The 24,746-nt window shown below is 63.6% G+C and carries 26 protein-coding genes, 1 tRNA gene and 1 pseudogene; 14 read left to right on the top strand and 14 right to left on the bottom strand.

Going from position 1 to position 24,746, the window contains the following annotated elements:
* Window positions 1-2: 2 nt before the first annotated feature.
* Both L288_RS34400 and L288_RS34395 read right to left on the bottom strand, forming a co-directional pair.
* Complete coding sequence (locus L288_RS34400; protein WP_021238764.1) at window positions 3-1,787, bottom strand: thiamine pyrophosphate-requiring protein; 1,785 nt, start codon at window positions 1,785-1,787, stop codon at window positions 3-5.
* A 147-nt stretch (window positions 1,788-1,934) separates the two neighbouring features.
* Complete coding sequence (locus L288_RS34395; protein WP_223308103.1) at window positions 1,935-2,432, bottom strand: alpha-hydroxy acid oxidase; 498 nt, start codon at window positions 2,430-2,432, stop codon at window positions 1,935-1,937.
* A 341-nt stretch (window positions 2,433-2,773) separates the two neighbouring features.
* Here L288_RS34395 and nhaA point away from each other — a divergent pair, with 341 nt between their 5' ends.
* The 4 genes and pseudogenes from nhaA to L288_RS43900 all read left to right on the top strand — a co-directional run.
* Window positions 2,774-4,039 (top strand): Na+/H+ antiporter NhaA, encoded by a 1,266-nt coding sequence (gene nhaA / locus L288_RS34390; RefSeq protein WP_051209668.1) that lies wholly within the window; start codon window positions 2,774-2,776, stop codon window positions 4,037-4,039.
* Window positions 4,040-4,080: 41 nt separating this feature from the next.
* The gene (locus L288_RS34385) at window positions 4,081-4,890 is read left to right on the top strand and encodes a universal stress protein (protein WP_161625662.1); all 810 of its coding nucleotides are present in this window, start codon (window positions 4,081-4,083) and stop codon (window positions 4,888-4,890) included.
* Between the two features lie 43 nt (window positions 4,891-4,933).
* Window positions 4,934-5,143: an undecaprenyl-diphosphate phosphatase gene (locus L288_RS34380; RefSeq protein ID WP_236613031.1), complete on the top strand. Its 210-nt coding sequence runs from the start codon at window positions 4,934-4,936 to the stop codon at window positions 5,141-5,143.
* A 19-nt stretch (window positions 5,144-5,162) separates the two neighbouring features.
* Window positions 5,163-5,330: pseudogene (locus tag L288_RS43900) on the top strand (integrase core domain-containing protein); the annotation flags it as partial.
* Window positions 5,331-5,880: 550 nt separating this feature from the next.
* Here the strand turns inward: L288_RS43900 and L288_RS44120 are convergent.
* Entirely contained in the window at window positions 5,881-6,015 is a 135-nt protein-coding gene (locus tag L288_RS44120; RefSeq protein ID WP_269077978.1) for a hypothetical protein, read from the bottom strand.
* On the opposite strand from L288_RS44120, the gene L288_RS43895 reads away from it, so the two are divergent.
* The 3 genes from L288_RS43895 to L288_RS42405 are packed head-to-tail and all read left to right on the top strand — an operon-like array spanning window position 6,014 to window position 9,668.
* Window positions 6,014-6,493 (top strand): DUF3489 domain-containing protein, encoded by a 480-nt coding sequence (locus tag L288_RS43895; RefSeq protein ID WP_021238758.1) that lies wholly within the window; start codon window positions 6,014-6,016, stop codon window positions 6,491-6,493. The two genes, L288_RS44120 and L288_RS43895, sit on opposite strands and share 2 nt — an antisense overlap.
* Window positions 6,493-6,906 (top strand): DUF2924 domain-containing protein, encoded by a 414-nt coding sequence (locus L288_RS34365; protein ID WP_041208357.1) that lies wholly within the window; start codon window positions 6,493-6,495, stop codon window positions 6,904-6,906. The genes L288_RS43895 and L288_RS34365 overlap by 1 nt, the downstream gene beginning before the upstream one ends.
* Complete coding sequence (locus tag L288_RS42405; protein ID WP_021238756.1) at window positions 6,903-9,668, top strand: recombinase family protein; 2,766 nt, start codon at window positions 6,903-6,905, stop codon at window positions 9,666-9,668. The genes L288_RS34365 and L288_RS42405 overlap by 4 nt, the downstream gene beginning before the upstream one ends.
* 279 nt (window positions 9,669-9,947) lie before the next feature.
* Here L288_RS42405 and L288_RS34360 read toward each other — a convergent pair whose 3' ends face one another.
* Window positions 9,948-10,640, bottom strand: coding sequence for a uracil-DNA glycosylase family protein (locus L288_RS34360; RefSeq protein WP_084465824.1), 693 nt, complete (start codon window positions 10,638-10,640; stop codon window positions 9,948-9,950).
* Window positions 10,641-10,707: 67 nt separating this feature from the next.
* Between L288_RS34360 and L288_RS34355 the strand changes: the two genes are divergently transcribed.
* Window positions 10,708-11,325: a hypothetical protein gene (locus L288_RS34355; protein ID WP_021238754.1), complete on the top strand. Its 618-nt coding sequence runs from the start codon at window positions 10,708-10,710 to the stop codon at window positions 11,323-11,325.
* 8 nt (window positions 11,326-11,333) lie between these two features.
* Here L288_RS34355 and L288_RS34350 read toward each other — a convergent pair whose 3' ends face one another.
* Window positions 11,334-11,660, bottom strand: a complete 327-nt coding sequence (locus L288_RS34350; RefSeq protein ID WP_152522083.1) for a hypothetical protein — start codon at window positions 11,658-11,660, stop codon at window positions 11,334-11,336.
* 876 nt (window positions 11,661-12,536) lie between these two features.
* Here L288_RS34350 and L288_RS34345 point away from each other — a divergent pair.
* From L288_RS34345 to L288_RS44115, 4 genes are all read left to right on the top strand, one after another.
* Window positions 12,537-13,079, top strand: a complete 543-nt coding sequence (locus L288_RS34345; RefSeq protein ID WP_021238752.1) for a hypothetical protein — start codon at window positions 12,537-12,539, stop codon at window positions 13,077-13,079.
* A 107-nt stretch (window positions 13,080-13,186) separates the two neighbouring features.
* Complete coding sequence (locus L288_RS34340; protein WP_152522082.1) at window positions 13,187-13,651, top strand: hypothetical protein; 465 nt, start codon at window positions 13,187-13,189, stop codon at window positions 13,649-13,651.
* A 31-nt stretch (window positions 13,652-13,682) separates the two neighbouring features.
* Window positions 13,683-15,056, top strand: a complete 1,374-nt coding sequence (locus tag L288_RS34335; protein WP_021238750.1) for a site-specific DNA-methyltransferase — start codon at window positions 13,683-13,685, stop codon at window positions 15,054-15,056.
* Window positions 15,053-15,433 carry a DUF5681 domain-containing protein gene (locus L288_RS44115; RefSeq protein WP_021238749.1) on the top strand — a complete coding sequence of 127 codons (381 nt, stop codon included), beginning with the start codon at window positions 15,053-15,055 and terminating at the stop codon, window positions 15,431-15,433. The genes L288_RS34335 and L288_RS44115 overlap by 4 nt, the downstream gene beginning before the upstream one ends.
* Window positions 15,434-16,230: 797 nt before the next feature.
* Here L288_RS44115 and L288_RS34320 read toward each other — a convergent pair.
* Window positions 16,231-16,323 (bottom strand) — tRNA-Ser (locus L288_RS34320).
* Between the two features lie 234 nt (window positions 16,324-16,557).
* Between L288_RS34320 and L288_RS34315 the strand changes: the two genes are divergently transcribed.
* Entirely contained in the window at window positions 16,558-17,358 is an 801-nt protein-coding gene (locus L288_RS34315; RefSeq protein WP_031304501.1) for a DUF1134 domain-containing protein, read from the top strand.
* A gap of 4 nt (window positions 17,359-17,362) precedes the next feature.
* On the opposite strand, the gene dinB is transcribed toward L288_RS34315, so the two are convergent.
* The 3 genes from dinB to L288_RS34300 all read right to left on the bottom strand — a co-directional run bounded on the left by dinB (window position 17,363) and on the right by L288_RS34300 (window position 19,559).
* Entirely contained in the window at window positions 17,363-18,451 is a 1,089-nt protein-coding gene (dinB, locus tag L288_RS34310; RefSeq protein WP_021238746.1) for a DNA polymerase IV, read from the bottom strand.
* Between the two features lie 65 nt (window positions 18,452-18,516).
* A complete protein-coding gene (locus L288_RS34305) occupies window positions 18,517-19,047 on the bottom strand; it encodes a YceD family protein (RefSeq protein ID WP_021238745.1) in 531 nt (176 codons plus the stop codon).
* On the bottom strand, window positions 19,044-19,559 hold the full coding sequence (locus tag L288_RS34300; RefSeq protein ID WP_021238744.1) for a ubiquinol-cytochrome C chaperone family protein: 516 nt from the start codon (window positions 19,557-19,559) through the stop codon (window positions 19,044-19,046). Before L288_RS34300 ends, L288_RS34305 begins: the two co-directional genes overlap by 4 nt.
* Window positions 19,560-19,700: 141 nt before the next feature.
* Between L288_RS34300 and L288_RS34295 the strand changes: the two genes are divergently transcribed.
* The gene (locus tag L288_RS34295) at window positions 19,701-20,219 is read left to right on the top strand and encodes an outer membrane protein assembly factor BamE (RefSeq protein ID WP_021238743.1); all 519 of its coding nucleotides are present in this window, start codon (window positions 19,701-19,703) and stop codon (window positions 20,217-20,219) included.
* A gap of 56 nt (window positions 20,220-20,275) precedes the next feature.
* Here L288_RS34295 and L288_RS34290 read toward each other — a convergent pair whose 3' ends face one another.
* The 5 genes from L288_RS34290 to L288_RS34270 are packed head-to-tail and all read right to left on the bottom strand — an operon-like array spanning window position 20,276 to window position 24,739.
* Window positions 20,276-20,971: an HAD family hydrolase gene (locus L288_RS34290; protein ID WP_021238742.1), complete on the bottom strand. Its 696-nt coding sequence runs from the start codon at window positions 20,969-20,971 to the stop codon at window positions 20,276-20,278.
* Window positions 20,955-21,992, bottom strand: a complete 1,038-nt coding sequence (locus tag L288_RS34285) for an ATP-grasp domain-containing protein (protein ID WP_021238741.1) — start codon at window positions 21,990-21,992, stop codon at window positions 20,955-20,957. Before L288_RS34285 ends, L288_RS34290 begins: the two co-directional genes overlap by 17 nt.
* A 1-nt stretch (window position 21,993) precedes the next feature.
* Window positions 21,994-22,671, bottom strand: coding sequence for a PIG-L deacetylase family protein (locus L288_RS34280; RefSeq protein WP_021238740.1), 678 nt, complete (start codon window positions 22,669-22,671; stop codon window positions 21,994-21,996).
* Between the two features lie 2 nt (window positions 22,672-22,673).
* Window positions 22,674-23,597 carry a methionyl-tRNA formyltransferase gene (locus L288_RS34275; RefSeq protein ID WP_021238739.1) on the bottom strand — a complete coding sequence of 308 codons (924 nt, stop codon included), beginning with the start codon at window positions 23,595-23,597 and terminating at the stop codon, window positions 22,674-22,676.
* The gene (locus L288_RS34270; protein ID WP_021238738.1) at window positions 23,594-24,739 is read right to left on the bottom strand and encodes a glycosyltransferase; all 1,146 of its coding nucleotides are present in this window, start codon (window positions 24,737-24,739) and stop codon (window positions 23,594-23,596) included. The genes L288_RS34275 and L288_RS34270 overlap by 4 nt, the downstream gene beginning before the upstream one ends.
* Window positions 24,740-24,746 lie beyond the last annotated feature (7 nt).

The following is a 24,746-nucleotide window of genomic DNA, read 5'->3' as shown; positions in this document are numbered from 1 at the left end:
ACTCAGTCCTTCGGCAAAATGCCGGCCAGAACCTGACGCGCGGTGTTCTTGAGCACCGACCCCTGTTCGGGATCGCCCTTGAACAGCAGGGAGGTGAATGCCTTTGCCTGATCCAGGCTGATGTGCGGCGGCAGCGGCGGCACGTTGGGATCTGTCTTCATCTCCAGAACCACCGGTCGGCGCGCGGCGAGCGCACGATCCCAGGCGGCGCCCACCTGCTCGGGATCGTCGCAGAAGATGCCTTCCAGGCCGATCAGCTCCGCAAACTTATGGTAGGGCACGTCGGGGATCCGCTGGGTGGCCTCGAACTTGGGATTGCCCTCCATGGCCCGCTGCTCCCAGGTGACCTGATTGAGATCCTCGTTGTTAAGAACCATGACGATCAGACGCGGGTCCGCCCACTTCTGCCAGTACTTCTGGATGGTGATGAGCTCGGCCATGTTGTTCATCTGCATGGCCCCGTCGCCGATCATCGCGATGACGGGGCGGTCGGGATGGGCGAATTTGCCGGCGATCGCATAGGGCACTGCCGCGCCCATGCAGGCCAGGCCGCCGGACAGCGAGGCCATCATGCCGCGCCTGATCTTGAGATCACGGGCGTACCAGTTGGCGCAGGAGCCACTGTCGCTGGTCAGGATGGCGCGCTCGGGGAGGCGCGGACTCAACTCGGTGAACACCCGCTGTGGATTGATCTTCTCGGCCTTGGCATGCGCCCGATCGATCAGGGTTTCCTGCCAGTCGCTGTTCCATTCGGCGATCGTGTCGCGCCATGCCGTATCGGTTTTTTGCTCGAGCAGTGGCAGCAGCGCTTCTATCGTGGTTTTTACGTCGCCGGTGAGGTTCACCTCCATCGGATAGCGGATCGACAGCATGCCGGGATCGATGTCGACCTGCACGCCGCGCGCCTGTCCTTCCTCGGGCAGGAATTCCGAATAGGGGAACCCCGAGCCGAGCATCAGCAGTGTGTCGCACGCCATCATCAATTCGTAGGATGGCTTCGTTCCCAGCAGGCCGATCGAACCCGTGACCCAGGGGAGGTCGTCGGGCAGCACCTGCTTGCCGAGCAGCGCCTTTGCGCAGCCCGCCTGAAGCACGTCCGCGATGGCGATGATTTCGTCGGTCGCTTCGCGGGCCCCGGCGCCGACGAGGATGGCGACCTTGCTGCCGGCATTCAGCACCTCGGCGGCGCGGCGCAGATCGTCCTGCCGCGGAACGACATGGGGCGGAGTCCAGCCGACGCCGGAGAAGACCGCGCCATGCTTGCGGGGCGGCTCCTCCATTTTCATGTCCTGGAGATCGTTGGGAAAGATGAGCGCCGTAACCCGGCGTTCCGCCATCGCAATGCGCACGGCCCGATCAGTGAGATGGCGCACCTGAGCCGGAACCGTCGCATAACCAGTGAACGCGCCAGCTACGTCCTTGAACATCGACGTGAGGTCCAGCTCCTGTTGATAGTGCGCGCCAACGGCACTGCGCGCTTGTTGCCCAACGATCGCCAGCACCGGCATATGGTCCATTCGCGCATCGTACAGGCCGGTCAGGAGGTGGGACGCCCCCGGCCCCGATGTTGCCAGGCAAACCCCGAGTTCGCCGGTGAACTTCGCATGGGCAGAAGCCATGAAGGCCGCCATCTCTTCATGGCGCACCTGCACGAACTCGAACTTGTCCGGGACCTTCTGCAAGGCGCCGAGCAGGCCATTTATACCGTCTCCGGGATAGCCGAAAATGCGGCGCACGCCCCACTGATGAAGCCGATCCCAGAAGTACTCCCCGACGGTCTGCGCCATGTGCAGCCTCCTCAGTCGTCAGTTTCGAGTGTCCTAGGGTAACCGACCGTGGGCGGGAGCGTTCCAACAGAGCGGAAAAGACATCACTATATAACAATACGTTGCTCGGTGATTGCCCGATGTTAGCCGAACGGCACGCCTTCGCGGCTATCCCGCGGTCGTGGGTGGTCGGAAGCCTTGCTGACGGGAGACAAGCAGCCTGGGCGTCAGGTCGGCTCGGTCGATCGCGCCTAACTGGCCCATCTGGTCAAGTGCCTCCTCCAGAAGCAGTTCGAGCGCGCGCGTCGCTCCGGCCGCCCCGGCAGCGCAGAGTCCGTAAAGCGGAGCGCGGCCGGCGAGCACCGCGTCTGCGCCCAAGGCCAGCGCCTTAAGCATGTCGGTGCCCCGGCGGATGCCGCCGGACATCATCAGTGCGAAGCGGTCGCCGACGATCGCGCGCGCCTGTGGCAGGAGGTCGAGGGCGGAAATGGCCCAATCGGCCTGCCGGCCGCCGTGACTTCCCAGGATCACGCCATCCACGCCGCTGTCGAGCGCACGGTGCAGGTCCTCCAAGTTGAGCAGTCCCTTGAGCAGGAATGGACCGCGCCAGCGCTGCCGGATGCGCGCGACATCGCGCCAGGACAGCGATTGCATCTGCTCGCGAATCCAGAAGGCGCTGTCGAAGAAGCTACGCCGTTCCTTGGGTAAACCATCTCGCCATAATCAATTTACGGGACGACTGCCATTGCGGACACTTCGGAACGGCAAGTGTCAGGCTTGGGCCAAGCTAAGCGGCTGTACATTCAGTCTAAAAACTCAGCCGCACCCATCGGCGTTCGGCAGAGCTGGCGTGGGCTTGGCGGATCAAGCGATTGCGGACGGTCGCGTATTGAATTTTTCTGCCATTGAAACTAGGAAATTAGCGCTTGGCGTGTGCTGCGTGCGCCCGGGTTTGGTGCCCGAATACGGAGATTGGTTAAAACCTCTTTCCGGGAGTGCGCTCTCCAATGGCATCATCGCGTCCCACATCGTCAGCAAACGGCCTGGTTTCCGCCCTTCGGCATTTCATGGAAAGCGCTTCCGCTGGCGGTATCGTACTAATGGTCGCAGCGTTGCTCGCGATGCTGATCGCCAATTCGGCCCTCGCGCAAAGTTACTTCGACACATTGCACAGCTACGTCGGAGGCCTCTCGATCCTGCACTGGATCAACGATGGTTTAATGGCGATCTTCTTCCTGTTCGTTGGGCTGGAAATCAAGCGCGAGCTTGTCGACGGGCGACTTTCGACATGGGATCAGCGGCGGCTTCCCGTTCTGGCGGCAATTGCAGGGATGGCGGCACCAGCGCTTGTCTACCTTGCCGTTATCGGGGGCGATCCTGATCTGGCAAATGGTTGGGCCATTCCGGCTGCTACCGATATCGCCTTCGCGATCGGCGTTCTCGCACTTCTTGGTCCGCGAGCCCCAACCTCGCTCAAGCTGTTTCTGGTGACGGTCGCGATCGTTGACGACATGGGCGCGGTAGCGATCATTGCGCTCTTCTATACCTCGGGTCTCGCCGTTATGCCGCTGGTCGCGGCGGTCGCCATCCTGGCGGCCATGTTCGCCCTCAATCGTTTCGGCGTCCGCGCACTTCCGATCTATCTTGCCGGCTTTGCCCTGCTCTGGTTCGCGGTCCTGCTTTCGGGCGTTCATGCGACGATCGCCGGCGTCCTCGCCGCTTTTACAATCCCGATTGTACGGACGCCTGGCAAGCCCGACGCTCCGCACTCGCCGCTACACAGGCTCGAACATGCGCTGAACCTGCCGGTGGCGTTTTTCATCGTTCCGTTGTTCGGCTTCGCCAATGCCGGCGTGGCCCTGGGTGGCCTGACGATGGATGAGATCTTCTCGCCAATGCCGATCGGAATTGCGGCGGGACTGTTTCTGGGCAAGCAGCTCGGCATCTTTTCCACCGTCTGGCTGGCGGTCCGGACCGGCTTTGCGGTCAAGCCGCGCGGCGCGACCTGGCTCCAGATTTATGCGGTTTCCATCATCTGCGGTATCGGCTTCACGATGAGCCTGTTCATCGGGGGGCTGGCGTTCAGCGACCCGCTGCTAGTCGAGGAAGCCAAGCTGGGAACGCTGGGCGGTTCCTTGCTGGCGGCCATTACCGGCTACGCGCTGCTGCGGTTCGCGCCGCTTCATTCCGAACATATCCATGAAGAGGTCGAGCACGCGCGGGAGATCGAGCAGGACGGCGACGTCGAATCCATTTCAAGCGAACCGCACTGAGCCGCGCGATAGCGCCACCTCATTCATCAAAGGAAATGATCATGCCCCCATTCGAAGTCCTGCTGGCGAGCGACTTTACCGCTCGCTCGGATCGTCCGACGGAACGCGCCATCCAGCTCGCCCGGGAAAAGCAGGGCAACCTCGTCATCGCCCATGTGTTGGAGAAGGATGTAAGTGCCGATGAACCAGCCGTTGTCGACCGGCTGCGAGCGGATCTCCCGGAAGGCGCCAGGAACGCGGAGTTGATCATCCGTAGCGGCTCCGCACCGAAGACGCTTGCAGCGATCGCGGTCGAGCGCGCCAGTGACGTGCTTGTGACGGGGGTGGCGCGGTATAACAGCATCGGTGACTATTTCCTCGGTACGGCCGTGGATCACATCATTCGCAATGCCGAGCAGCCGGTTCTGGTGGTGCGCCGCCGCGTGACGGGTGGCTATGAACGCATCCTGGTTGCGACCGACCTGTCCGAATGCTCACGCGCGGCGTTGCTCGCGGCTGCGGCGTTGTTCCCTGAGGCATCGATCGCAATCGTCCATGCCTTCCATGTCCCCTATGAAAGCTGGCTCAAATCCGACGATGTTACTGCGCATGTAAGAGCGGAGGCGCAGGAAGAACTCGACGCATTCCTGGCAAAGGTCGATCCCGCCATTCGGGCCCGGCTGGAACCCAGGCTCGAAGAAGGAGAAACAGGCACGGTCGTGGTCAATGCGCTGAGCGAAGCGAACGCCGACCTGCTGGTGCTGGGCACGCATGGGCGCAGCGGCTTTGCTCATGCAACGATCGGGAGCCAGGCAGAAGCACTTCTGTCCGCCGTGAACATGGACGTTCTGATGGTTCGCGAACGGGCTTAGCGCCTGGTGCGACGGCGTCAGGGGAAAAAGTTTGAGTGCGTATTTGTCGTGGGTCGAAGCCGCCATCCTGGGGGTCATCCAGGGGCTGACCGAGTTTCTGCCGATTTCATCCAGCGCCCATCTTCGGCTGGCCGGCGAGTTCCTGCCCTCGGGGACGGACCCGGGCGCGGCGTTTACCGCGATCACCCAGATCGGCACGGAGGCGGCCGTTCTGCTGTATTTTCCAGCCGGATCACCTCGGACGACGAGTTGAAGTAGCGAAACGGATTGTCAGGCTCGTCACCGGCTGGTGGCGCGATCACTACAACCGGGCCCGCCCCCATAGCAGCCTCGGTTATCGCCCACCGGCGCCCGAAACGATCAAGATGCCAGCCTGGCCGCTCGGCTCCGCTGCGCTCCGCCTCCCGCCCAGGCCGGCATCGGAGGAGATCTTCAACTAACTATGCAACCGGACCAGCCATCGCGGGCAGTCCATTCGTCTTCACCCCTTCTGCAGGAAATGGGAGGCTATCGCGTCCACCAGCCCGGCAGCAGGTGCAATCATGCCTTAACGCATCTCCGTCACACCCGATCTGCTGAAACAGTCAGGAAGGAAAAGATCATGCATCTGCGGAAGCCTGTACCGGCGATCCTCTGCCTTGTGGCAGCTCTTCCCGCCGAAGCGCAGACGTCGGGCTGGAAGGAGGGGAGAATCGTCAGGATCTGGGCCGATCCATCAGACAGGGTGTGGAGATGAATCTAAACGGCCCATGCGGAAGCGCCTTTTTTCATATCCAGCGTTCCGCAACGAACTTCACGGAGTTCACCGCGCTCATGATGACGGCAGCATCGTCCGGCCGTACGGTCAATCTCCTGGTCACCGGCTGCAATGGAGACCGGAATATGGTCAGTCACGGTGAGGCATACTTCTAGCGCATCTTCCTTCGGCATGCGGCCGGGAAACCGGCGCGTCAGGCTTATCTGAAGGCAGGCTCGAGAATCCTCTCGACTTCACGTCACACTGGAGCGAACAGCGCGTACATGGGTCGCGATCACGATCCATGTACGCAGCCCCGCCCGATGACGGCCGGGGCTGTGGGTGGTGGGAACGGCGCTGACGCCGTTTGCCTCGAAGGAGACCACCATGACAAAACTCAGCGACCTCCAGTATATTCTGCTGTCGGCAGCCTCCCGGCGGGACGACGGCAACCTTTACCCGCTGCCCGCGGGCGTGGATCCGCGCGGTGGGGCGAAGGCTGCCGGCGCACTTGTCCGGCGCCACCTTGCCGAAGAGCGCTCGACGGCAGGCGCTGAGCCATCTCTTCACATTACTGCCGCCGGGCTGAAGCTCATAGGGGTAGAGCCGGATGTCGAAATCGACAGTGGCGGGGCAGGGGATAGCCTGATCACTGACGCGCCTCCGATGCGCCCCAACAAGGCTGCACTGCTGCTGGCGCTGGTCCAGCGCCCCGGCGGCGCGGTAATTGCCGAACTGACGGAGGCGACCGGCTGGCTGCCTCACACCGTTCGCGCGGCTCTGACGGGTCTGCGGAAGAAGGGGCATGCGGTCGAACGTGGTACGCGCGACGGCAAAACCTGTTACCGATGCGGAGCAGCGGCCTGATGAGCCAGACGGAACGCCAGATCGCCGCTCTTGCGGCGATGTCCTCTGCAGCCCTGAAGGCCGAATGGCAGCGCCTGACCGGAACTGCTCCGCCCCGTATCAGCCCCGCCATGATGCGGCTTGCCCTTGCCTGGGAATGGCAGGCGAGGGCGCATGGAGGCCTTTCGCGGCAGACCAGCCAGAAACTTGCGCAGCTCGCTGGCACGAAAAGCCGGACGGCAGAGGCGAGAGCGGGGATGCGGCTGGTCCGCGAATGGAACGGTGCCGCTCATGTGGTCACCGTCGGGGAAGATCGGGTGATCCGCTGGAACGGCAGGGAATGGCGGTCCCTGAGCGAGGTGGCGCGCGCCATCACCGGCACCCGCTGGTCGGGGCCTGCCTTTTTCGGCCTGCGACAGAAGGCTGCAGCATGAAGAAGGTCCGCTGCGCCATTTACACCCGCAAATCGAGCGAGGAGGGGCTGGAACAGGACTTCAATTCTCTCGATGCGCAGCGCGAAGCCTGTGCCGCCTATATCCTCTCGCAGGCAGGCGAGGGATGGAGCCAGCTTGCCGAACGCTATGATGACGGTGGCATTTCGGGTGGGACGCTGGAGCGCGCCGGCCTGAAACGGCTGCTCGAGGCTGTCGCGGACGGGCGCATCGACATCATCGTCGTCTACAAGGTCGATCGCCTGACGCGCTCCCTCCTCGATTTTGCGAAGCTGGTGGAAGCGTTCGATGGGGCAGGCGTCTCGTTCGTGTCGGTGACACAGGCATTCAACACGACGACAAGCATGGGCAGACTTACGCTCAACATGCTGCTGTCCTTCGCCCAGTTCGAGCGGGAAGTGACCGCCGAGCGCATTCGGGACAAGATCGCGGCCTCGAAGGCGAAGGGAATGTGGATGGGCGGCATTCCACCGCTCGGCTATCGACCGGACGGGCGCACCCTCGCCATCGTTCCGGAACATGCCGTAATCGTCACTCACATTTTCCGGCGCTACCTGGAGCTCGGCAATGTGCGTCTGCTGGCCGAGGCACTGAAAAGAGAGGGGGTGCTCGCCCCCGAGCGTCGCACGGCGACCGGAAAGCGTATCGGCGGACGTCCCTTCACACGCGGTCAGCTTTATCTGATGCTGGGCTGCCGAACCTATCTGGGAGAGATATGCCACCACGATACCGTCCATCCGGGACTGCACAGCCCCATCATCGATCCTGGTCTCTGGGAACAGGTGCAGGCAACCCGTGCATTGATCGCGCAGGTCGCACGCGATCTGGCGGACCTGTTCTCCGGCACGGAGGCGGCGCCGGAAATCGTCACAGTGCCGCTGGACGGGGATCAGCCGCTGCCGCCGCGTGCGATATTCGTGATGACACAGGAGCGGACCCAGCTGATGCTGGCGGCGCATCCGGAGTTGAACGCCGGGATCGTCATCGTCGATGAGGCCCACAGCATTGCCGACCAGGGGCGCGGAATCCTGCTGCAGTGGGTCGTGGACGACCTGCTCCGCCGGCGCGCGGATTCGCAGCTGCTTTTCGCCAGCCCTGGCATCCGTAATCTGGACGTGTTCGGCCGCACCTTCGGCCTCGATAGCGTGGAGACGCTACCGTCGACTGAGCCGACGGTAGCGCAAAACTTCCTGATCGTGCGTGTAACCTCGTCGCGCCAAGGCGAATTCTCCGTCTCGAGCATCGAGCCGGGCGGCGAAGAGGCGCTGGTCGGCGAGTTCGCGATCGGACAGACGATCGCGTCGAAGAAGGAGCGCCTCGTCCAGATATCGGCCGCTCTCGGCAAGGGTGCGCCCACCATCGTCTATGCGAACGGTGCCGCCGAGGCGGAGGACTTGGCCATCCAGCTAACCGACCTGCTTGCGGACCGGGAGACGACGCGGCGCCGTGAAGCGGTTGCGCAGCTCATCGCTCAGTCGGTGCACCCCTCCTACGTCCTAGCGGCGGCGGTTCGCAGGGGTGTTGGCTTCCACTACTCCAACATGCCAACGCAGGTCCGGCAGGCGGTAGAGGATGCCTTCGCGGATGGCGCGATCGACTTCCTGGTGTGCACCAGTACGCTTCTACAAGGCGTGAACCTGCCGGCTCGCAACGTCTTCATGTGCAGGCCGGAGAAGGGGAGGCAGCGGCCTCTGGAGGGTACCGATTTCTGGAACCTCGCGGGTCGCGCCGGGCGGCTCCGCCGCGAGTTCCAAGGCAACATCTTCCTGATCGACTATGACGAATGGAAGGCCAAGCCGCTCGATCAGGAGAGGGACAGCGAGATCGTGCCTGCCCTGCAGGACGGTGTCACACAGCGGCTGGAGGATCTAGTCGCGACGATGGCCGACGACGATGGTTACGACAGGAAGCAGGACGGCGACCTCGAGACCCTGTTCATCCGGCTCCTAGACGATCATTCGCGCGGCGAGCTGCCGACCACGCTGTCGCGGCTGACTGCGGTGGGCGTGCCGTCGGCGTCGGCCGAACGGGTCCAGGCGGCTCTCGACGACGTGGTCGAAGTGCTGACGCTGCCCGTCGAGGTCGTGCGCCAGAGTCCGAACCTGTCACCGCACCGGCAGCAGTCGCTTCACGCCGCACTTCTCGCCAGAGCGGGTACGGACAAGGCAAGCGTGCGCGCGCTGATTCCCGCGCATCCGCGCGAGAGCGGAGCATACGCCTCCTACTCATCGCTGCTGAGGCTCTGCCATACACACCTGCTAGGGCTTCCAGAGAGCCACGGATCGCACCGGTACCATGCCCTAATGGCGGTGTTCTGGATGAGCGGCGACCCTCTCCCGAGGATCATCGATAACGCCATCAACTATGACAAGAAGAAAAGCTCCCGAGCGGTGATCCGCAACACGCTCGAGACCATCGAAAAGGTGATCAGGTTCGAGGTGGTAAGGCTGATGTCATGTTACTGCGCCGTCCTCCTCCAGGTTCTAGATGAGATCGGCTTGCCGGAGATGGCCGGCTCGGTCCCGCCGATTTCCCTCTATCTCGAAGTCGGGGCCTCCGACCGGTCGATGATCAGCTTCATGGGCCTCGGCCTCTCCCGCGTTGCCGCAGCCATTCTAAACGATGCTGCTGTCAACAAGAACATGACGATCGCGGAGGCACGAGCATGGCTCAAGGAAGCAACGCTGGACGCGTACGAGCTGTCACCGTTACTGGTCGATGAGATACGCCGCATCGCACGCTGACACCGGGCGAGTTCCAACCCAACTACCGGGGACCTCCACGACAAGATGACGACCATCGTGAAGCCAGTCACGGCTCACGCTGAAATGATCAATCTGACTGGGTCTTAGCGGCTCGAGGGGCTCGCTGAACGAACGGCCGTATCCTATCTCGCACTACCAAGAGCTGAGCGTCAGCAGACGGCCCATTAAGCAGACCATAAACGGGAGAATGGATGCAGCCAAGCGCCCGGCGGCGCTTACCCAAATTCAGCGCCCGCCCGGGCGGCCGTTGGGGCCCGTTCAATTCAGTCCGGCGAGCCGTTCCGCGGTGCGCGCGGTATCGACGAACTTCGCGAGAAAATCCTGCAGGACCGCCGATTTGTATTGGAGGATATAGCGCGGGTGTTCAACTACCAGCACATGCGAGAAGATGCCGAGCTCGTCGTTCAGAGCGTTCAGCACCTTGCTGTTCTCGCCGGATCCGATGATGACCAGCACGCCGCGATGCCCGATCTCGGCCTGCCGCCGGATCTGACCGGGGATTGACGCCATGACCTCTTCGGGAAGATCCTTGTCGTAGTAATTGCAATATTTGTCTTTTTTCAAGATCGAAAGCGGATAGGCCGCGCCAGCATAGTGCCGGGCATAAAAGGGCTCAGCTCCCCCATAGGCGTCGATGAACTGGTAGAAGAAGTCGGCAGTCAATTCCCGGCTCTTGCTAAAGTCGTTCACGATGCTGCACTTCTCGAGCAAGGCAAAGCCGTCTGTATAGGGCACTCCGGTCGAGGTCGGGCGAACCCGGCTCGGGTTGATGCCGAGCCAGAAGACACGGCTCTGGTCGTCATCATAATATGCGCTGCAGAACGCCGCCATGGCTTCGCGGCGTTGATCATCGGCAATCGGAGATAACAATGCGACTTCGGGGGTCGCCCAGCGAAAACGCTCGAGTGATTCATAGAATTCCATAACCCTGGATCCAAAGGTCGATGTCATGCCATAATCCTTGGTGTACTCGATCTTTTGCGCTAGTCGGCGCAACTATTGGCGAGGGATGCCCGCAATGGATGAGTTGGTCAAGGAAGAGCAGCGAGGCTTCTTCAGAGGCAATCGAGCTGGATGCGCCTTCGCGGCTTTCGCGGCGAAGGACCCGGTTAAATATGGGTGGCGATCGCTCGTCATCCCGGTCAGCCCCGATGCGATCGGCCTCCAGCTGCGCAATGCCATCGACAGCCCCGATACGCAGGCGCTGTCGCTGATCTTCCCGTCCGTGCAGAGCGCGAACGATGTGCTGGCGCTAGCGGGCGCCTGCCTGGAGACGGGTCTCTTCCATGACGAGGGGTTCGACCGCGAGACCCTGAAGTTCATCAGGCTGCGCGCGCATGTCGATGAGAACGTGTCGTGGGTGACGGGCTTCGGCCCGTTCGATTTCCTGCCGTTGACGCGCCAAGCACCGCATTGCGAACTTACAATCCGAGTGAAGCCAAGACCGGATTACGGGTGGCATTTTAAACCGCCTATCGAAGGCATCATTCATCTCGCCGATCTCGACATGGTGGGGCTCAGCGACAAGAACCTGAGGCGGCTCTGGCAGGTCTCTTTCCAAACGACGCAGAAAATCCTCGGACATGCCCCTGATGACGAGAGCGCGGCAAAGACCACCTTCGTCATCCCGATCTAGCGCAGCGCCTAGGGATATTTCTGGCTAAGGAAGGTCAGGATGCTCTCGGTCGAGATCGACAGCTCCTCGGCCAGTTTGAGGGCGTTCACGAGCGAATTCGCGACGATCTTCGTCGCCTCTCCCAAGTCCGGGTGCGCGCCGTGATCCATCTTCTCGGCGAGCGCAGCGAGCTGACCCGAGGTCTTCGAAAAGTGAAGCGCCGAATGCTTAACACAGAACGCGATGACGCGATCGGCCTCGGGGAGCGCGGGATATTGCGTCTTCGTGACCGGCAGAGCTTCGACGACGAACGAGCGGAGTTCGTCGATCCGGTGTGTAGCGGCAACGCTCGTCAAGTCTCTCTCGCTCCATAGGTCATGCATGATTCTGCTGCCTACTCAGTTATCGACGACTTAGCGAGCGTACATTGGGAATACGCCCCTAACAAGATAGCCGCCGCCATTTGCGGCATTCCGAGGTCCGCCTGCCGCATCGATATACCAGAGATCCACGCTTCGGAATGGTTGGCGGTGCAATTTTGCAGTGCGGATGCGTGTTACGTAATGAGATGCAGGCAGACGCCAATGGCCTGTTGAAAGCCGACAGTCGCAATGCCCCAACGTTAGCTCTTGAGTGCGCCCGTCAAATGCGTCCCGAGCGGCAGCTTGTCCGGAAGAGTCGCCCCGAAGCCGACTGTCGCCAAAGTTGTCTCTCCATCAGTGCCCCGATCCTCAGTGGATTTTGTGGCGGTTAGCCTCGGCGAGAGGCTGAAGGCGATCAACACATTCAGGGCGGGCCTCTAAGCGACGAGAGGTAGATCGCCGCATAAAACATTCGGCGTAACCTGCGCGACCCGTCTGCATATTCCACTTGCCTGCGCGCGCCAGTCGAGCAATGTGGCCCTGCTTCCCGTGAAAGCCGGGGAGTGGGGCGTGGAAACCTCACACACAGTGCTCGGTCACGGATTTTCCGGGGCCGGGTGGCATGCGCGCATGTCCAGCCGGCAACGGTAAAGGCGTATGCGCCTGACTGTGTGCAGGTTTCCAACATCCGGCTTCCGAGCCGTCGCCCCGAGAGGACATAGGAGCGACGCACGAGGCCAGCGCCAGAGGCAGCGTTCCTGAACAGAGGAGCGTGACCGCTGAGTGCATCTGCCATCCGAAATGCCGCATCAAAAGGCGAGCTGTCGCGCCAGTCGACCCTGATAGAGAACCACTGACCCGGTAACGGGCGTGTCGCGCTGCGTGGTGTCGGCGCTCGATTATGTCGGGAAGACCCGCTACACGCGTACCGGCTTTCTCTATCCTGTCATCGAAAACCACCCCCAGCATGGCCTTCTGGTCGGAGTGAGCAGCGGCGGACGCTTCCGGCTGCCGACCGGCACGATTCTCTGGCGGGTGGACGAACAGCCCTTTCGCGAAGTGCGGCCGGAAGATGGGCCGATGACCGCAGACATGGCCGCGATGCCGACGGGCCTCACGCCGCAGGATCCGGTCGCAGCGAAGGCAATGGCCGATGCCGTGGCGGTTTCCAACCGCATGATCCTGAGCGCAACCGCCACAAGCAGCTTTGCGATGGGTGATTCGGCCCGCGCCATGCTTGCGGAACTGCGAAGCGGCCATGGCCTCCTGTTCAGGGCGAAGGCAGCCGCCGCTGACACCGGTCTCCCGGGCTCAGGCATGTACAGGGTGGGTCAGATCACGAAGGACGGCCTCAGGCCGGTGCCTCTCGATGCATCCCTCGCGGCGGCTCTGGCAGAATGTCATATTGAGTGATACACGCTTTTGCTCGAGGGTGAGAGTGGAGTGTAGAATTTTAGGTATACATATTGTGTAGTACCCGATCATGATGTAGGAACCTTCCCATCGAGATGGAGGTTCCCTTGACACGTGATGAAATGGATCGGCTGACGGCCGGCATGACCAGCAAGGCGGCAAAGGTGCGGGCGCTCAATGAAGCGGGCGTGAGCACCGGCGATATCAGCCGCTATCTCGATATCCGCTACCAGCATGTCTACAATGTGCTGCTACGGGCTGGGGTGATCGAGAAAACCACGCCTCCCAGAGAAGCGAAAGCAGCCATCCTCAGCGGCGGCGGCGATATCATCGTCGGCCGCGTCAATGAAGCCGGGGCGATCGAACTGCCTGCCGATGTCATGGAACGCTATGGGCTCGCCGCAGGCGAGCCCCTGTACTGTCGTGCGCTGGATGATGGGCTGGCGGTGCTGAGCAGACAGGCGGCGCTTGAAGCCATCACCCAGGCGGCCCGCGAGAAGATGCCGGAGCAGGCCGCTCTCCTCGAAGCTCTGATTGGCGGACTGGCGCCTCCACCACCAACAGCCGGCTGAGTGCCCGGCCTGAACTGATCAGGAGTAAGACATGGATAACGAGAATGTCCGGGGGAGCGGGCTCATCCGTTCCCTCAAGGTAGAACTGCGCCCGCTCGAGGCGCTGAAGGAAGCGCCGCGCAACGCGCGCCGTCACAGTGAAAAGCAGATCGGCCAGATCGCCTCCTCGATCCGGCAGTTCGGCTTCACCAATCCCATTCTGCTGGATGGAGATGGCGTCATCGTGGCGGGGCATGGCCGATATGCAGCGGCAAAGATGCTGGGCATGGAAGATGTGCCGGTCATCCCGATTCATGATCTCACCGAATCGGAACTGCGGGCCTATGCGCTGGCCGATAACAAGATCGCGCAGAACAGTGGATGGGACACCGATATCCTGCGAATCGAGCTGCAGGAGCTTCACGACATCGAGCTGGCGTTCGATCTGGAGATCACCGGCTTTTCGACCACGGAGATCGACATGCTGACGCTGGCGACGCCGGAAGAGGCAGCGCTGGAGAAGGTGCCGGAGGTGGATCGGCGCGAGACGTGCGGGGTGGAACGTGGTGACCTGTGGGTGCTGGGTAAGCACCGGCTGCTGTGCGGCGACACCCGTGATCCTGCTTCCTTCGCCCGGCTGATGGGGGAGGAGCGTGCCCGGCTGGTCTTCTCCGATCCACCGTTCAACGTGAAGATCCAGGGACATGTGGGCGGCCTTGGCAAAACGCGGCATGCGGAATTCGCGATGGCAACGGGCGAGATGAGCAAGGCCGAGTTCACCGGCTTTCTGGAAACCGCATTCCGTAACGCAGCGGACGTCAGCATGGACGGCGCAATTCACTACCAGTGCATGGACTGGCGGCACATCGACGAGATGAAGAAGGCAGGGGAAGCCGTCTATTCCGAGCTCAAGAATCTCTGCATCTGGTCAAAGGACAATGCAGGAATGGGCAGCTTCTACCGCTCGCAGCATGAGCTGGTGTTCGTCTGGAAGGTTGGCACTGCGCCGCATCTCAATACGGTCGAGCTCGGGAAGAACGGCCGATACCGCACGAACGTGTGGAACTATCGTGGCGCAACGAAAACCGGCGCCAGCGCAGAGCTGGCGCTGCATCCGACCGTGAAGCCGGTCCCGATGATCATGGATGCGATCAAGGACACCTCCCGCATGGGTGAGATTGTGCTCGATCCTTTCGGAGGCTCGGGATCCACGCTGATCGCTGCCGAGAAGACGAAGCGTCGTGGACGGCTGATCGAATATGAGCCGGGCTATTGCGAGGTCACGATTCGGCGCTGGCAGATGGTCACCCGCAAGGCAGCGATCCTCGAGGCTACCGGTGAAACATACGCCGAAGTTCAGAAGCGGCGCGCCGAGGCGATGGACAGGGTTGCCGATGCCGCGCTTGAAGGGAACGTGGGCCAGTGAGTGCTTCGGGGAACAGGGGGCAGTTCGCGAAGGGAACGTCAGGCAACCGCAGGGGTCGGCCGAAGAAGAAGCCGATCGGTTTCCGTACGCTGGCCGAGCTCGATCAGGTGATCCTTGGTGTCATGAACAGGCAGGTCAGTTCGGGCGGTGGAGGTGAACGCATGACGCTGCTGGAGTTCAACTGCACGAGCCTCGCGACCGGTAAATCGGCCAATCCTCTGGCATGCCGCTCGGTCATCAGGATTGCGATTGATTGCGCGAAACGGGAGGAGGAACGGGTCTGCGAGGCGGAGCGGAGGGCGGAGCAGCTGCGCGAGCGGGAGGAGGCAAGGCTGCGTGCGGAGCAGTCGAGGTTTGATTACCATGGCGGGGATTGACCCCTCGTCGGACCTTTCAAGCGATGCATTCCGGAGCTGGGTCCTGGAGCGGGCAAACGCGCCTGTGCGAATCAGAAACGAAAATGGCAAATCTGAAACGGTTACGACGTTTGAGGCGCGACTGCTGGAACTCGCGTCGGGTAACTGCCAGCGGCGGATATGGTGTATGGACTTCATTCGGATGGTGCAGCTGGCGTTGGAGTATGAGCGCCCCTTTTCCGTGACGGCCAAACGACGCGCGAGCCTCGCGTTAACTGGCGAAAACGGCTGAATTCCGCCATTCTCGCCCAGGGATACTCGACGAAATTATTAACGCGCCAAACAGGGAAAAATCTGTCTGTTTCTGCGTAATTTATTTTGGAGAAGCCCGCATCCTGCAGCCTGTTTTCGCCTGTTATGAAAGCCGGCTCTGATTTCCGCAAAGATGTAAAAAATCGAGGAATTGCCGAAGTTTATGCTGATCTGTGCCGCAGTTTTGCGTGATCCCGGCGCTTCAAAAAAATGATGATGAAATGACCGCCGACGGCTTGGCCAGGTGCCTGACCATAGGGATCATCGGCTGGGGCGGCTCGTGGGAGCGCGCGTGCCGCCAGACCCGCACCAAGCCCCCGGTGACGCCTGCTGTAAGGGAGTGCCGGCATTCCGTACTGCTGCCTGGGGCAGCAGAGAATGTCGCGCAGAGTCTGCCATTGTTCGTCCTGACCGGACTCTCCCCGCTACCGAAGCAAAGTGAATGCACGCGGGTTCGCGCCGTATTTCGGCGAAATCTCGTAACGTAGCGGTATCTTGAGACTAGCTGGCGGAGACGGAGGGATTCGAACCCTCGGTACCGGATTTACCAGTACGACGGTTTAGCAAACCGTTGGTTTCAGCCACTCACCCACGTCTCCAAACATGGCCTGAACGCCCGCTTGAGGCGGGACAGCGGCTAGGCGAATTGGGCTATAGCGGCGGCTTTCGTGCATGGCAACGGTCCTCTGGCACGAAAATTGGCGTGTCGGCCTTTAGACGATTCGTTCCGGCGCGGAATCGACTCCGGTCACCGTTCGTTCATTGTCGTTTCAGCTTGAACCCGGATAATCTGCCGGATGATTGACGAGCGGGCAGATGGGGGCATGGCGGGGATGATCGGGACGATGAAGCGGGCGGCGGCGCGCATCACGCGCATGGGCGCGGTGGCTCTGGCGATTGGCGGGGTCGCGCTGGCGCCTGTCGCGGCGCAGGCGCAGGTGCGCACCGTCGATCCCAATACGGCGATCGATGCCGATCTCGCCCCGGTGCCGCCGCAGAACAGCACGCCCACCGATCCCGGCGTCGATACCAGCGTTCCGCCCGCGCAGACGACGACCGATCCCGCCGCGCCGCCGCCGGTCACGTCGGGCAGCACGGCGACCGGCGCGCCCGTCACCGCCAATTCCCCGCCCGCTGCTCCGGCGGCGAGCGAATCCTATCAGGAAGACGATCTGATCGGCGCGGCCGAAGGCGTGTTCGGCAAGGGAGCGGAGCGTCTGGCAGGCATTATCGAGAAGATCCTGAAGGATCAGGGCCGCCCCAATGCCTATATCGCCGGGCGGGAGGCGTCCGGCGCGTTCGTCGTCGGCCTGCGCTACGGATCGGGCACGCTCAACCACAAGGTGGAAGGCGCGCGTCAGGTATATTGGACCGGCCCGTCGATCGGTTTCGACGTGGGCGGCAACGCGGCCAATACCTTCGTGCTCGTCTATAATCTCTACGACACGCAGGACCTTTACCATCGCTTCCCGGCGGCGGAGGGCACGGCCTATCTGGTGGGAGGCTTCACCGCCAGCTATCTGCGCTGGGGCAGCGTCGTGCTCATCCCGATCCGGCTTGGCGTCGGCTACCGGCTTGGCGTCAATGCGGGTTATATGAAGTTCACCGAAAAGCGGAACTGGCTGCCCTTCTGAGCCGCTAGAGGAGAAGGCTGAGTTGCGGGCCTTCTTCACTGCCTTCCTGATGATCGAGATTGTGGACGCCCAGACCCAGCAGCCGCGCACCCATGCGCAGCGGCAGTTGCGCCTGGAGCAGGGCGCGGCCCGTTTGCGCCAGCAGGCCGGGTGAACGCACCGGCGCGGCGAAGCTTTTCGAGCGGGTGATGATGCGGAAGTCGGCGAACTTGATTTTCAGGACCACGGTGCGGCCATAGGCGCTGCTTTTTTCAATCCTGCCCCACAGATTGGCGGCGATGCGGTCAACCTCGGCGACCAGCGCATCCTCCGTGACCAGATCGTCGAAAAACGTGTCCTCCACACTGACGGACTTGCGCTCCTGCCGTTCATGGACCAGCCGGTGATCCTCGCCCCGCGCGGCGCGATAGTAGAAATCGGCGGCGCTGCCGAAATGCTGTTGCAGGAAGGGCAGGTCACGGGCGCGCAGGTCCGCCCCGGTTTCTATGCCCAGCGCCTGCATCCGCCGCGCGGTCACCGGGCCTACGCCGTGGATGCGGCGGACCGGCATCTTGGCCATGAACGCCATCCCGTCCCCCGGCCGGACGACGCACAGCCCGTCTGGCTTGTTCTGATCCGACGCCAGCTTGGCGATCAGCTTGTTGTAGGACACGCCCGCCGACGCGGTGAGGCCGGTTTCCTCCCGGATCATGCGGCGGATTTCCTGCGCGATCACCGTGGCGGACGCGATGCCGGGCTTGTTGCTGGTCACGTCCAGATAGGCTTCGTCCAGGGAGAGGGGCTGGATGATGTCGGTGAAGCGGGCGAAAATGCCCCGCACCTGCGTTGAAACGGCGCGGTACACGTCGAACCGGGGCTTCACGAACAGCAGGTCCGGGCACAGCCGCCGCGCCCGCGCGCCGGGCATGGCGGATTTCACCCCGAACACACGCGCTTCATAGCTGGCCGTGGCCACCACCCCGCGCGGCCCGCCGCCGCCCACTGCGATGGGCTTGCCGCGCAGGGAAGGGTCGTCGCGCTGCTCGACCGATGCGTAGAAGGCATCCATGTCGATATGGATGATCTTGCGCGTGCCAGCCGCCGGAGGTTCCATGGCGCGCGACTATGGCACAACCGCGTCGCAGGGAAAATGTGGAAGGGGGTAAGCGGACGCGCCGATCATTTCTTCTTGTTCTGGAGCGACAGCAGCGCGGCGAAGGGGCTTGCCTGCTCCTCCGTCAGCACCCCCGCGTCTCGCAGATAGGCGTCGGCGTCCGGCGATCGGGGATAGGGCGTCATCGCCAGCGCCATGGTTTCGGCGACCGCCTCGCCCATGTCGATGACCTGCCCGTCAAAGCCGATGACGTCGCAATCGTCCGAATCGATCTCCAGCTCCTCGCCTTCTTCTCCGGTCCCGCTTTCGGCGACGAAGCGCAGCAGGAAGTCGGTGTCGATGCTTTCGGGCACGGGCAGGCCGGTCGCGACGCAGGGCTGCGTCAGTTCCGCGCGCACATGGCCGCGCGCCAAAATGCCGCCCGCTTCCTCGGTCAGCCCATATTCCGCCTCCAGCCGGTCCAGGCTCAGAAGGTTGAAGCGCCGCGCCAGCGCCTCGCGTTCGGCGGGTTCGGCGCTGATGGTCACGCCCTGCGCATGGCGGGCAAGCTGATCGGCGCGGACGGGGCGGGAAAATTCCGGTGCGGGCGCGGTCATCCCAGCTCTCCCGCCATGAGCGCGTCGCGCGTCATCGCGCCAAGCCGGACCCAGCGCGCGCGCAGCCGCGATTCGACATGCGCAAGCGCATCGGCCGATGGAGGCGCGCCACGATAAAGGTTGCGCGCCAGCGCCTCGCTCAATTCCGCTTCCCCTGACAGGGCTTCGCGATAGGCGGAAAGCCGCCCGCCCAGCGCGCTCACCATCCGCCCGATATGCTTGCCCACCACGACGTCGCCAATGCCTTCCTGCCGCAACTGCCCGTCCATGTCGTCGACGAACAATTCGGTCAGCCACACGCTTTCCTGCGCCGCGTTCAGGCTTTCGAGCCGCATCAGCACCTGGGCGAGGATGGCGACGATCATGTCGAACCGGCCGTCGATCGTGTCGGGAACCTCGCCTTGCAGATACCAGTGCGGCTCGCGGCCTTCCTGAACGATGGCGTTGTATAGCGGCTGCATCGCATCCTTGGGATCGCGGCTTGCGAACAGGCGCCGGAAGAGGTTGGGCATGACGTGGACGTTTCCTGGCTGAACCGAACGAGGCCCCTCTTGCCGGGGTCCGCTCAATTCCATATTGATCGGCGGGCCGCCCGATGCAATGGCGGCGTCAGCTTTAAGGATTTCCGGGGCCCGTCCCGGCAGGAGAAGTGCATGCGCCAGTTCAGCCGACAGTCCCGCAGCGGGCGGCTCTTGCTCGCGGGGGGCCTTGTGGCGCTTGCGCTGGGGATGTCGGGCTGCACCCGCATCCGCACCCATCAGGGGTATCAGGTCGACAAGCTGCTGGTCGATTCCATCCAGCCGGGCATCGACAACCGCGCGTCGGTGGAAGGCACGCTGGGCCGCCCGACCTTCGCCGCCCAGTTCGGCGATCAGGACTGGTATTATGTGTCGCGTGACATGCGTGCGCTCGCCTTTTCCAATCCCAAGCCCGTGGCGCAGACCGTCCTTCGCGTCCGCTTCGACGCGGCGGGCAATGTGACGGCGGTCGACCGCATGGGCCTGGAACAGGTCGCCAGAATCTCGCCCTCTGGCGACAAGACGCCGACGCTGGGCCGCCATCGCAGCCTGCTGGACGAGATTTTCGGCAATATCGGCGCGGTGGGCGCTGGCGGCATGGGCGGCATGGGTGGCGGCGGCAGCAACACTGGCGGCGGCCCGAACGGCAGCTAGGCTTTGCCCTGATCAATGGGGAGCATGGTTAAGCTTCGCCAAAGTCAGCTCTCGCCTTAAAACTCCTCCAGGGTTTCGATGATCCTGTCAGCATCGACGCGGTCGGGATGGATGCGATCATGGATGCGGTTGGGCCGGGCGATCTGCACCGTGTCCCAGCCCATGGCGCGCGGCGCGGTGAAATCCTTGGACGGATTGTCCGCGACATAGGTCAGCGCCCCGCCTGAACGGCCGAAAATATGTTCGATATGCTGGAAGGCGCGTGGGTTGGGCTTCCAGCATTCCCTGCCCCAGCGGTCGGTGCAGACGCCCAGATGAACGCCGCGCTGGTACAGGGCCAGGGCCCTTATCTTCCGCCTTTGCGCGTCCAGGAAACCATCGGTGATCACGGCGAACCCGGTCGCGGGATCGCGGCGGGCAAGGAATTGTTCCGCATCGGGCGCAAGCCGGATGCTGGGCCGATGCTGCCGGTAGGCGGTGAGCATGCGCGCGATGAGGTGCGGATGCGGCTCCAGCCCCATGTCCCGCAGGCTGTCGTCGAAGATGCGGGTGCGATGCCCCGCCTCGAACCGCTCGCGCATCACCCTGCCGAGGCCGTCGAGCCCCAATATGGCGCGCGCCCACAGGCCCACGGCTTGCAGGCCGCTCAGGACATAGTCGCGCTCCAGATAGAGCGTGTCGTCCAGATCGAATATGATGACGCGGTCGAACCGCCCCCGATATGCGCCGGGCCTGTCAGATGAAGACAGCATCGTCGAAACGCAGCATCAGCACGTCCTCGCGCCAATCGTCCCCGGCGGTGCAGGGCAGCCCCAGCCGCTCCTCCAGCAGCCACTGGCTGAAGCGCGCGCCTGCCCTGTGGGCCAGTGGATAGCCGCCGCCGAACCGGGCGTTGATTTCGAATATCGAAGCGCCGCCGTCCTCGTCCATGCGCGCCTGGAAGCACATCGCCCCGCGCGCGCCTTGCAGCGCCTGTCCCAGCCGCCACGCCATGTCCTGCAACAGCGGATTGCGCAGGGTGACGCCCTTTTCCACCTCGCCCGACCGCACGCGCAGCCGCTCGTGCGGGACGGCGCATCGCATCCTCCCCGCACCGTCGAAATAGAGGCTGACGGTGAATTCCCGCCCATACAGGAATTGCTGCAATATATAGGGCTCGGCCCGGCTCAGCGCCTCCAGTTGGCCGCGTTCCTCCACCATCATGATGCCGCGGCTGGAACTGCCGTGACGCGGCTTGGCGAGCAGCGGCAGGGAAAGGTCACTCCGGCCGTCCAGAACATCCTCCAGCGCGACGGTCGCGGGGGAGGGGATGCCAGCGTCCGACAGGAATCGCGCCGTCGCCAGCTTGTCGCGCGCCATGTGGACCAGCGCAGGATCGCTCACCGCGACCTGGCAGCCGATCGCGCTGAACCGGTCCCGCGCCTCGCTATAGGCGATCAGTTCGGTGTCGATCGTGGGGACGATCAGGCCGATCCGCTCGCGCTTGCAGATGTCCAGCATGGCGGGGATGAAATCCTCGCTGTCCGCAGGCGGAGCGGCGAGGCCCATGTCCGCTTCGACGCAGGCCGCGCTACATTCCGGCATGAGGTCCGACGCGTAGAGCCTGAGGCCTATGCCCAGCACCGCCGCGGCTTCGCGGAAGCTGCGCAGCAATCCGACGCGGCGGCCCGCCGAACTCAACAGCATGCGCAGCGACCGGCCCGGCTGCGGCGTGGCGTGGTCCGTGCTCACATGCGCGGCGCCTTCTCTCTGGCTGGTGACGGGCAGGTCCATGTCAGGCGACCTCTCTGATCAGGATGAAGGCTTCGGCGGCTTCCCGGCTGACGCAGCTTCCCCGCACCTGGGCCAGCGCGCGCAGGGTTTCGACCGATCGCTCGTTCGGGAAAGGCCGCACCTGCGACGCGAAACAGCCGAACGCTTCGATCTTGCGGGCGATATGGCTGCTGATGTCCACGAATATGTTGGGTTGGAAGGACGGCGCGAGATAGGGCGCGGCCCAGTTGGTTTCCGACACCGTTTCATAGGCCAGAATGCGCGCTGGATAATGCGCGCCCAGCGGCCGCGCGGCGACCATGGCGGCGTCGAACACCAGATGATGGTCGAAATGTAGGTCGCCCATAAAGGGCAGGAACAGCGTGTCCGGGCGGCATTGCGCCACCAGCGCGGCTATCCCGGCGTTCAGCTCCGCGCGGGGCACCCGGTCCAGTTCGGCGGCGGGAAAATCCAGGAAATGCGTGCGCGCGACGCCCAGCAGCGCATGGGCGCGGCGCGCTTCCGCCTGCACCTGCTCCACCTGCGCCGTGTCGAAGCGGGGCGCATGGCCGCGCGTCGCGATCACCACGTCGACATGCCGCCCCAGCGCCGCCAGCCGCGCGATGGTGCCGCCGCAGCCCAGCACTTCATCGTCGGGATGCGGCGCGATCACCATGGCCCGCTGGATCGTGTCGATCATGCTCATGCCGCTGCCGCGTCCCGGCCAAGAATGGCGTGATTGGGCAAAGGAGCCTCCCGCGCCGTGCGCCATTGCGTGACGCGCAGGCCCTGTCCGTCGCCGCATTTGACGGTGAAGCTCTCGCCCGTGCGCTCGACCACCTGCCCGGACATGGCGGCGGCATGATGCCCAAGCGGTACGGGCACCGCCGCTTCTATGGTGATGCGATCGCCGCCCAGGCTCGTCCAGGCTCCGGGATAGGGATCGCCGCAGGCCCTGACGCAGCGCCAGATGAGCGACGCCGGTTGCGCCCAGTCGATCAGCGCATCTTCGGGCCGCCTGCGCGCGGCATAGGTCGCGCAACGCTCATCCTGAACGGACAGGGCGGGCGCGCCGCTGGCGATATCGTCCAGCACGCCGGGCAGCATCTCCTCCAGCTTCGCCATATGCTTGGCATAGAGGGTCGCCGCCGTCTCGTCCGGCGCAAGGTGGAAATAGCGCTGGGCGAGCAGCGGTCCGCTGTCCACGCCCGCATCGATCAGGAACAGGGAGGACGCCGAAATCGGCTCGTCCAGCAGGATCGTCCACGGGATCACGGCCCGCCCCCGCAGGCGCGGCAGCGGGGCGGGGTGATAGCCCACCACGCCGCGCTTCGCGCTCGCCATGAACTGCTCGCCGCAAATCTGCGACCAGCCGATGACGAAGATATAATCGGGCGCGATGTCGTGGATCACCGCCAGCGCGGCCTCCGAATTGATATTCTTCACCCGCACGATGCGGGAACCCGCTTTTTCCGTCTCCGCCGCCAGGTCGATGAAGTCGGAATGGCGGCTGGCAAGGTCGAGGGGCAGGGTGAAGACGGCGGCAAGATCCCATCGCGGCGCGGCGGCAAGGCAGCGCAAGGCGATTCGCGTACTTTCGACCGCGCCAATCAGTATGGCCCTCATGCGCACTCCCTATCGATGCTCAATCTTCCATATGCGCGGTGGCCGGAGCGGTTTCCGCGCAAGCGGCCATAGAGCGCCAGATGCGCGGTGGCGCAGCGCTCGATGGAAAAGCGCCCCGCGCTTTCCAGCGCTCCGGCGGACAGGCGGGCGTGGCTGGCGTCATCGGACAGGATGGCCGCCATGGCCGATGCCAGCGCTTGCGCATCGCCCGGCGGCACCAGTTCGCCGTTCATTCCCGGCACCACCATTTCCCGGTTCCCGGCGACGCGCGTCGCCACCATCGGCAAGCCGCTGCTGGCCGCTTCGATGAGGGAGATGGGAAATCCCTCCCACAGCGAACTGTTCACGAACAGGTCCGCCCGCCGCATCAGCATGTCGACATCGCCGCGCGCGCCCAGCAATTCCACATGGCTGCCCGCGCCGCTCGCCTCGACCAGCGCCTGAAGCTCGCCCAGCATCGGCCCGCCACCGGCGATGCAGATGCGGGGGCGGCGGCCCTGTGGCGCAAGCGCAGCGGCCAGCAGCCGCGCGGCGCGTATCAGCGTTGGATAATCCTTCTGCTCCGACACGGTGCCGACAGCCAGTATCATGGGATCATGCGCCACCGGCTGACGGGGCTCCGATGCCCGGAAACGCGGATTGGCTGCGTTCCAGATCAGTTGCACGGGCTTGCGGCTATGGGCGCGCAGCATCGTCTCGCATTGCTCGCTGATCGCCACATAGCCATCGGCGATCCGGTTGAAGAGGTGGAAGGCGGCGGGCGGGAAGGACAGGCGGCTGTTATGGTGGGTCAGCACCACCGGCACGCGCGGCCGGGCCAGCGCGACGATGGGAAGCGCGCGGGCGGTGTGGCAGTGGATCACATCGGGATTCATCGCGCGCGCCATGCCGCGCAGCGCCCGCGCGCCCCCGATCCAGGCGTTGCGGTTCGCAAGGCCCAGCGACAGCGCCTGTCCGCCCGCTTCACGGATATGCGCCATCATCGCCGCTTCCGTCTCGCGATCGTTGCCGATCTGCGCGGCGTCGCTCAGCGCGATCACGGTGGCGTCATGGCCGGTCGCCGCGAAGCGTTCGGCAAGGTCCCTGACCAGCATTTCCGCGCCGCCCGACGTGAAGCTGGTGATGATGGAGCAGATGCGCATCGATCAC

It is taken from the genome of Sphingobium quisquiliarum P25 (assembly GCF_000445065.1).
GTDB classification, from domain to species: Bacteria; Pseudomonadota; Alphaproteobacteria; order Sphingomonadales; family Sphingomonadaceae; genus Sphingobium; species Sphingobium quisquiliarum.
Note: the sequence above shows the minus strand (reverse complement) of the source record. Positions and strands in the feature narration are given on the sequence as shown.

Excerpts from the sequence above, each read along its gene's own strand:
- L288_RS34400 (WP_021238764.1), bottom strand. The coding sequence starts at position 1,787 with ATGGCGCAGACCGTCGGGGAGTACTTCTGGGATCGGCTTCATCAGTGG.
- nhaA (WP_051209668.1), top strand. The coding sequence starts at position 2,774 with ATGGCATCATCGCGTCCCACATCGTCAGCAAACGGCCTGGTTTCCGCC.
- L288_RS34385 (WP_161625662.1), top strand. The coding sequence starts at position 4,081 with ATGCCCCCATTCGAAGTCCTGCTGGCGAGCGACTTTACCGCTCGCTCG.
- L288_RS43895 (WP_021238758.1), top strand. The coding sequence starts at position 6,014 with ATGACAAAACTCAGCGACCTCCAGTATATTCTGCTGTCGGCAGCCTCC.
- L288_RS44120 (WP_269077978.1), bottom strand. The coding sequence starts at position 6,015 with ATGGTGGTCTCCTTCGAGGCAAACGGCGTCAGCGCCGTTCCCACCACC.
- L288_RS34365 (WP_041208357.1), top strand. The coding sequence starts at position 6,493 with ATGAGCCAGACGGAACGCCAGATCGCCGCTCTTGCGGCGATGTCCTCT.
- L288_RS42405 (WP_021238756.1), top strand. The coding sequence starts at position 6,903 with ATGAAGAAGGTCCGCTGCGCCATTTACACCCGCAAATCGAGCGAGGAG.
- L288_RS34360 (WP_084465824.1), bottom strand. The coding sequence starts at position 10,640 with ATGACATCGACCTTTGGATCCAGGGTTATGGAATTCTATGAATCACTC.
- L288_RS34355 (WP_021238754.1), top strand. The coding sequence starts at position 10,708 with ATGGATGAGTTGGTCAAGGAAGAGCAGCGAGGCTTCTTCAGAGGCAAT.
- L288_RS34335 (WP_021238750.1), top strand. The coding sequence starts at position 13,683 with ATGGATAACGAGAATGTCCGGGGGAGCGGGCTCATCCGTTCCCTCAAG.
- L288_RS34315 (WP_031304501.1), top strand. The coding sequence starts at position 16,558 with ATGATCGGGACGATGAAGCGGGCGGCGGCGCGCATCACGCGCATGGGC.
- dinB (WP_021238746.1), bottom strand. The coding sequence starts at position 18,451 with ATGGAACCTCCGGCGGCTGGCACGCGCAAGATCATCCATATCGACATG.
- L288_RS34305 (WP_021238745.1), bottom strand. The coding sequence starts at position 19,047 with ATGACCGCGCCCGCACCGGAATTTTCCCGCCCCGTCCGCGCCGATCAG.
- L288_RS34300 (WP_021238744.1), bottom strand. The coding sequence starts at position 19,559 with ATGCCCAACCTCTTCCGGCGCCTGTTCGCAAGCCGCGATCCCAAGGAT.
- L288_RS34295 (WP_021238743.1), top strand. The coding sequence starts at position 19,701 with ATGCGCCAGTTCAGCCGACAGTCCCGCAGCGGGCGGCTCTTGCTCGCG.
- L288_RS34290 (WP_021238742.1), bottom strand. The coding sequence starts at position 20,971 with ATGCTGTCTTCATCTGACAGGCCCGGCGCATATCGGGGGCGGTTCGAC.
- L288_RS34285 (WP_021238741.1), bottom strand. The coding sequence starts at position 21,992 with ATGGACCTGCCCGTCACCAGCCAGAGAGAAGGCGCCGCGCATGTGAGC.
- L288_RS34280 (WP_021238740.1), bottom strand. The coding sequence starts at position 22,671 with ATGATCGACACGATCCAGCGGGCCATGGTGATCGCGCCGCATCCCGAC.
- L288_RS34275 (WP_021238739.1), bottom strand. The coding sequence starts at position 23,597 with ATGAGGGCCATACTGATTGGCGCGGTCGAAAGTACGCGAATCGCCTTG.
- L288_RS34270 (WP_021238738.1), bottom strand. The coding sequence starts at position 24,739 with ATGCGCATCTGCTCCATCATCACCAGCTTCACGTCGGGCGGCGCGGAA.